Origin of the sequence: Desulfonatronospira sp. MSAO_Bac3, assembly GCF_003838035.1 — a bacterium.
Lineage (GTDB): Bacteria > Desulfobacterota > Desulfovibrionia > Desulfovibrionales > Desulfonatronovibrionaceae > Desulfonatronospira > Desulfonatronospira thiodismutans.
Genome location: NZ_QYZY01000232.1, coordinates 1 through 6,631, shown reverse-complemented (window position 1 = coordinate 6,631; position 6,631 = coordinate 1). Strand labels below are relative to the sequence as shown.

General features: G+C 51.5%; 4 protein-coding genes. 3 read left to right on the top strand and 1 reads right to left on the bottom strand.

Annotation, left to right across the window (positions count from 1 at the left end; genetic code table 11):
• The first annotated feature begins 495 nt into the window (after nucleotides 1-495).
• From D5S03_RS07905 to D5S03_RS07895, 3 genes are all read left to right on the top strand, one after another.
• On the top strand, nucleotides 496-2,433 hold the full coding sequence (locus D5S03_RS07905) for a DUF294 nucleotidyltransferase-like domain-containing protein (protein WP_287043376.1): 1,938 nt from the start codon (nucleotides 496-498) through the stop codon (nucleotides 2,431-2,433).
• Nucleotides 2,434-2,787: 354 nt separating this feature from the next.
• Nucleotides 2,788-3,537: a 3'-5' exonuclease gene (locus D5S03_RS07900; RefSeq protein WP_008868872.1), complete on the top strand. Its 750-nt coding sequence runs from the start codon at nucleotides 2,788-2,790 to the stop codon at nucleotides 3,535-3,537.
• Nucleotides 3,538-3,832: 295 nt separating this feature from the next.
• Nucleotides 3,833-5,614 carry a sodium:solute symporter family protein gene (locus tag D5S03_RS07895; protein ID WP_008868873.1) on the top strand — a complete coding sequence of 594 codons (1,782 nt, stop codon included), beginning with the start codon at nucleotides 3,833-3,835 and terminating at the stop codon, nucleotides 5,612-5,614.
• A 192-nt stretch (nucleotides 5,615-5,806) separates the two neighbouring features.
• Here D5S03_RS07895 and D5S03_RS07890 read toward each other — a convergent pair.
• Nucleotides 5,807-6,631: M48 family metallopeptidase (locus tag D5S03_RS07890; protein WP_287043374.1), on the bottom strand; the 825-nt coding region annotated here is incomplete at its 5' end.

Below are 6,631 nucleotides of genomic sequence, written 5' to 3'. Positions count from 1 at the left end.
TTAACTCCGTTTATCTAAAACAGGATGCAGGTCAAAATACTGTCTGTATTGTTCATAACATATCAGGCACGCAAACCCTGGTGAACAGCAGTACTTTTGACGCAACCCGGAGGAAAAAAACCTTGCCGCATGAAAACCAGCTGAATCAATCAAAGGTTGTCCCGGCAATGGGTTGATCGTAACCATTCAGAGGGTCCTGAATGTTGATTACTGGCACAAGGCCTGGGGACTGTCCCTCGCTGTGCAGGTCTGTGCAGGATCACGGAATTTTGCGCTTGTAATTCTGGTGATTGTGAAGACAAGGTGTCGCGGGGACTGTCACCGGTCACGGTCCCCAATCACGCCAGAGGCGTGATTCCGCCCCCCATGAATGGTTATGGTTGATCAACCCCCTGTTGTTGAATTGCTACTTAATTTTCGTGGTGTTTCTGTGTCAGAAGCCGTTTTTCGACTGTAGCGCCGTATCTTTTAATTAAATCAATTCAAGAGAACAAGATGTTTGGACAGAAAAAAGAAGGCCTGCAGGCCCATGACCCGGATATGGTGGTGGACTTTCTCCAGGGTGTCCTCCCTTTTAAGGATCTGGAGCACAGTACTCTGGTAAACCTGGCCAAGAACGCCAATGTGGATTTTTATCCCAAAGGCACCAGGGTTCTTACCCAGGATGTGTCTGAAGTAAATTATGTTTACTTGATCCAGAAAGGAGGTGTCAAAATTTATCTCCAGGACCAGGCCGGGGAGATAAGCCTCAAGGACTACCGTGGAGAGGGCTCGGTTTTTGGGGCACTGGCGGTGATCCGGGGATCAAGGTCCAGCATGACCGTAGAGGCTGTGGAGGATACTTTCTGCTTTCTTTTCCCCAAAAAGTCCTTTCTGGAGCTTTTAAAAACCCATCCAGGATTTGCCCAGCATTATCTCAAGGTTTTTTCCAGGGATTATGTTCAGAAGTCTCTTGATGAACTGCGCAAGGAAAGACTTACCCCCAAGACTGAGGGATCGCTTTACCTGTTTACGGTAAAGGTCAATGACGTCATCCGCAGAAAACCGGAAATCATCACCCCTGTCCAGAGCGTGCAGCAGGCTGCTCAACGCATGTCTGATCTGGGCATAGGGTCTTTGCTTATCAGGAACGAATACGGAAAAGTTTCCGGAATCATCACGGACAAGGATATACGCTCCAAGGTCGTGGCCAGGGGTCTGCCCTACTCCACAGAAGTGGAAAAGGTTATGAGTTCGCCGATAAAAACCATATCAGCCCAAAGGGTCTGCTTTGATGCCCTCCTGGACATGATGAGCAACCGCATTCACCACCTGGCGGTGCAGGACGAAGACAGGATCATCGGAGTAATTACAAGTCACGACATCCTGGTTCTCCAGGGTGAATCCCCTGTTTATCTTTTCAAGGAGATAATGCACCAGAACAGGATTGAAAGGCTTTACGAGCTGTCCCTGAAAGTCCCCCTGGTGGTCCGTCCTCTCATTGAAGAAGGGGCCAAGGCCAACAATATTACCAGGATGATCACCATCCTCAACGACCTGATACTCACAAGGCTTCTGACACTTCTCCAGGAACAGCTGGGGCCGCCTCCGGTACCTTTCTGCTGGCTGCTCATGGGCAGCGAAGGGCGCAAGGAGCAGACCTTCCGCACAGACCAGGACAATGCCCTGGTCTACCAGGATCCAGAAAATGAAGAGCAGAAACAAAAGGCGGAAAAATATTTCGAGACCTTCGGAGAGGAAGCCATAAATCACCTGGTTAAATGCGGCTATCCTCTGTGCCAGGGAGGCAACATGGCCTCCAACCCCAAGTGGCGGCAACCCCTTTCCGTGTGGAAGCAGTATTTCTCCAGATGGGTAAACAGGCCCGAGCCCCAGGAGGTCCTCAATTCAACCATATTTTTTGATTTTCGCCCGGCCTACGGTGATATGGTGCTGGGCCAGGAGCTCAAGGACGAGCTGCAAAGCCTGGTAAAAGGCAAGGACATGTTCCTGCGCTACCTGGCCCAGGACTGTTTTCGCACCAAACCCCCTCTTAGTTTTTTCAAAAACTTCATTGTGGACCGCGATGGAGAACATAAAAACCGCCTGGATCTGAAAGCCAGGGGGCTGGTACCCTTCTGGGATTTTGCCCGGGTCATGGCTTTGAAGCATGGAATAATGGAAACCAACACTCTGGAAAGACTGGAGATGCTTGACCGGGAAGGGCATATGCCTCACAACCTGTTTGTGCGGGCCAGGGAATCCTATGAATTTCAGATGCAGCTTAGATTCGTAAACCAGCTAAAGCTCATGGAGGCAGGTGAACAGCCGCACAATTATATTGACCCTGCAGAATTAAGCGACCTGGAAAAACAGACCCTCAAGGGGGCCTTTTCGGTCATCAGCAACCTGCAGAGCTTTCTTAAAGAAACCTTCAAGCTGAACATGGGTTGATGGTAAACATTCAGAGTGTCCCCGGTGTTCATTTATGGCCGGCTTAGGCATTACCCTGAATGGTTACGGTTGATCAAGGCCACTACATCTCCTGGATAATATTTCCGTAACCATTCAGGGGGACCTCGGTGGTGGCTGATGGCACAAGGCCAGGGGACTGTCCCCGCTAAGTTATGATTATGATGCTTCACAAAATTTTGCGTCTGTACTTTTCAGTTGTGCAGTAAAAGTGTCGCGGGGACTGTCCCCTGGCCGGTATCTGTCCCCTGAATGGTTACATATTTCCAGTGCATTTTTTTCCTGCAGGCTGCTGATCCCTATACCCGGACGTACAGCAATTAAAAGAGGCATAATATGGCTTCGTTGAACCTACTTACTCAAAATATCCTGTCAGGATTTGCCTGGCCCTTCAGCAGAGAAGACAGCCGGCCTGCTCATCCCCTGCTGGCCCGGAGCAAAGAATATTTCGATGCCCTGGATCAAAGCAGGCCCCTGAATGAGTACGATTTTGTGGTTCTGGATACGGAACTTACAGGCTTAAACGTCAAAAAAGACGAGATAGTTACCATAGGAGCTCTGCGCATAAGCGAAATGCGCATAGACATGGAACAGAGCTTTTACTTCTGTGCCTGTCCCACCAGGGACGTTCCCAAGCAAAGCATAGTTATTCACGGAATTACTCCTTCAGAGGCCCAGAAGGCCCCTCCACTCAAAGAAGCCCTGCAGGGTCTGCTGGATTTCTGCGGAAACTCCATAATAGTCGGTCACAATATCAACCTGGATATAAGTGTAATCAACAGGGAACTGAAAAAAGAATTCGGAGGAGAACTTCACAATCCCTGCATTGACACCATGCGTCTGGCCAGGCAGTACCGTGAAGGCCAGTGGACGGGCGCTTATGAATGCTACGAGGAATATTCCTATAACCTGAGGAAGCTGAGCCGGGAATTCGGGCTGCCGCTGTTTACTGAGCACAATGCCTTTACCGATGCCCTGCAGACGGCATACCTGTTCATCTATCTGGTGCACAAGATGCAGGTCAATGCTGCCTGGACCTTGAAAGACCTGTGCAGGGCGGGCTGTATCAGGCGACGCTTTTTCTAAAACAGGACAGGCAAAACATTCACAAGGACCAGGAAAGGCGGGAAGAGCGTTTTATTCTCCCTGCTCTTCCTGGTCATCTATTTGTAACCATTCAGGGGGTCCTCGATGGTGACTAACGGCCCAAGACCAGGGGACTGTACCCGCTAAGTTCTAATTATGCAGTTTCACAAAATTTCGCGTCTGAACTTTTTGTATTGTGCAGGAAAAGTGTCGCGGGGACTGCCCCCCTGTGCCCCCTGAATGGTTACATCTATTTTATTTACAGACAAGTTATACTAAAAGGAGGTTAAGGAGGATGGAGATCGACACAACGTGGGTATGGGTTTTTCTTTCCCTGTACATTATTTACTGTTTTTCCTGGGGCTTGAAGGGTTTTTTCACGGAAAAAACCTCCTACGGCTATTCCATAGGCGGACGCCAGATCCCCATGATTGCCTTTCTCATGGCCGCAACAGCAGCTTCCTTCAGCGGCTGGACCACTATCGGCCATCCGGGGCTCATCTGGCAGTACGGGCTTGCTTATGGCTTTGTATCCTTTTATGCCCTGACCATACCATTGACAGGGTCCTTTTTCGCCAAAAGGGCCTGGCTCATGGGCAAGAGATACGGTTTCGTCACCCCGGGAGACATGTACGCCTATTATTACAACCGGGAAGGAGTACGCTGGCTTGCAGTGCTCACGGCCATTCTTTTCGGGATTTTTTATGCAGCCATCCAGCTCATGGCTGCAGGCGCCCTCTTTCACTGGGTGACCGGCTTCCCTCTTTCCTGGGGAGCCATTCTCATGGCCTTTATTGTCTGGTTCTACGTGGTCACCGGAGGTCTTAAGGCCAGCACCTGGGTGGGCGTGGTCCAGTTTATCCTGCTCATGGTGGCCATGTTGACTGTTGGAGCTTATGTCCTGGTCCATTTCGGTGGCTGGAGCCATATGAGTCAGGAAATACAAAACATGCCGGACAAATTTCTGGAAATACCAAGCATAATGGAATTCACTGTGGGACAGGAGAAATGGACAGCCCTGATGATTCTTACCTACCTCTTCTCTCTCATGGGTATTCAGTCTTCACCGGCCTTTACCATGTGGCAGTTCGCCAACAAGAATCCCAGGCCTTTCGCCTGGCAGCAGGTTTTCATGTCCGCATTCCTGGTGGGCTTCGCCATGTTTTTCTTTACTGCCTTTCAGGGACTGGGAGGCCAGATTCTGGACATGCAGGGCCTCATTGATCCGGCCAGGGATTCAGACGTTGTGCCTATGCTCATGGCCAAGTTTCTTCCGCCCTTTGTGCTGGGCATCTGCTTTATCGGACTCATCGCGGCCATGCACTCCACGGCAGCCCCGTACATAGGCACTGCCGGTTCCATGCTGCTGCGCGATGTCTGGTGGCTCAAAATCAGAAACAAACAGGGCGGCCATGCCGAGCAGATCTGGATGAACCGCCTTTTTGTGACCATTCTGACCATACTGGCCCTGATTGTGGGGCTGACCTCCCAGGCGGCTCTGGTTATCCTGGGGGCCCTGGCCACAGCCCTGGGTTTTATCATGTACATCCCTCTCATGGGCACCCTTTGGGGATTCCGCTGGCCTTCCATTGGAACGGTTCTGGGAATCCTGGCCGGGCTTATAGCAGTATTCATCACCTATTACGTCTTCCCCAATCCCCTGACCATTCACTGCGCGGCCTGGGGTATAGGAACCGGGCTGCTGGTTGCCTACCTGAGCAGGTTTCTGGGAGGAACCGACAACCAGGCTACCATGGACAGGCAGAAAGAAGTACGCTCCTGGCTGGACAACATTGAAGAGCCAGGCCCCAGAGGCAGAACCTGGCGTAACTCAATGAAATACATTATACCCGTGTGGTTTCTCTTTGCCGCCGGTCCCCTGGCCATGATGAGCAACTGGGGTCTTTTTTCCTTTGCCGGCTTTCCTGCGGCCTGGTCATGGCAGATAGTCTGGTGGATCCTGGGGATTATCATGATGTGGGCTCTGTGCTTCAAGGCGGAAATGGCCACCATTACCAATGACCAGATCCGTCGGGCTGAAACGGAATCCAAAATTGTTGTCCACGAGGTGACCTGATCCAACTGGCTGAAACTGACAGACCGTCCCCGGGTTCCATAATCCCGGTGCCCGGGGACGAATTTATTATCATAACCACCAAGGAGATATAACAATGAAATCAGAAGATATCTGGTTGATCGCAGTACTGGTTTTCATCCTTTTATGGCTGGTGCTTCTGGGCACGGGCGCCCTGGGATGAACCCAGCTGAATCAGGCAGGCGGCGGTGCTTTTTCTTTTCCCTCTGCCGCCTGCTCCAGGGCACCTATACGCTCCATCAGAGTCGGGTGCGAGTAGTAAAAACCACTGTATAAAGGATGCGGGGTCAGGTTGGCCAGGTTTTCTGTACCCAGCCTGGTCAACGCCCTGATCATGGGTTGCACGTCTCCCAGTTGCTTTGCAGCAAAACTGTCAGCCTGGTATTCGTGTTTCCTGGATAGAGCACCCATCAAAGGACTGAGCCAGAAAGCAACCACCCCGGCCAGCAGAGCAAAAAGCAGGAGTGCAGGGCCCGGACCTGCATGCTCCGGCTGAAATCCGAAAGCCTGGATGAAGGCCGGGGTTTCAAGCAGCAAGGCAGCCAGGGCGAAGCCGGCCAGGAACATGGCTGCGGAAATAGCCAGCATTCTTGGCACATGCCCTTTTTTGTAGTGACCTATCTCATGGGCCAGCACTGCCTCGAGTTCCCGGGGTTCAAGCTGCTCAATCAGTGTATCAAAAAATACGATACGCCTGAACCTGCCGAAGCCGGTGAAAAAGGCGTTGGAATGCCCGGACCGTTTGCTTCCGTCCATGACCTGGATGGTTCTGGCCTTGAACCCTGCCCTGTCGGCAAGATTCATGAGCCTTTGCCTGAGTTCCTCATCAGGCAGCGGAGTCAGCCTGTTGAAAAGGGGCAGAATAAGCATGGGGTAAAGGACCATCATCACCAGCTGAAACAAAGAGACCAGTGCGAAGGCCCATACCCACCACAGGCTGCCTGCCATGATTATCAGCCAGATAATCAGGCTTAAAAGCGGTACGGTGATAACCAGAGC

Excerpts from the sequence above, each read along its gene's own strand:
- D5S03_RS07895 (WP_008868873.1), top strand. The coding sequence starts at position 3,833 with ATGGAGATCGACACAACGTGGGTATGGGTTTTTCTTTCCCTGTACATT.
- D5S03_RS07900 (WP_008868872.1), top strand. The coding sequence starts at position 2,788 with ATGGCTTCGTTGAACCTACTTACTCAAAATATCCTGTCAGGATTTGCC.
- D5S03_RS07905 (WP_287043376.1), top strand. The coding sequence starts at position 496 with ATGTTTGGACAGAAAAAAGAAGGCCTGCAGGCCCATGACCCGGATATG.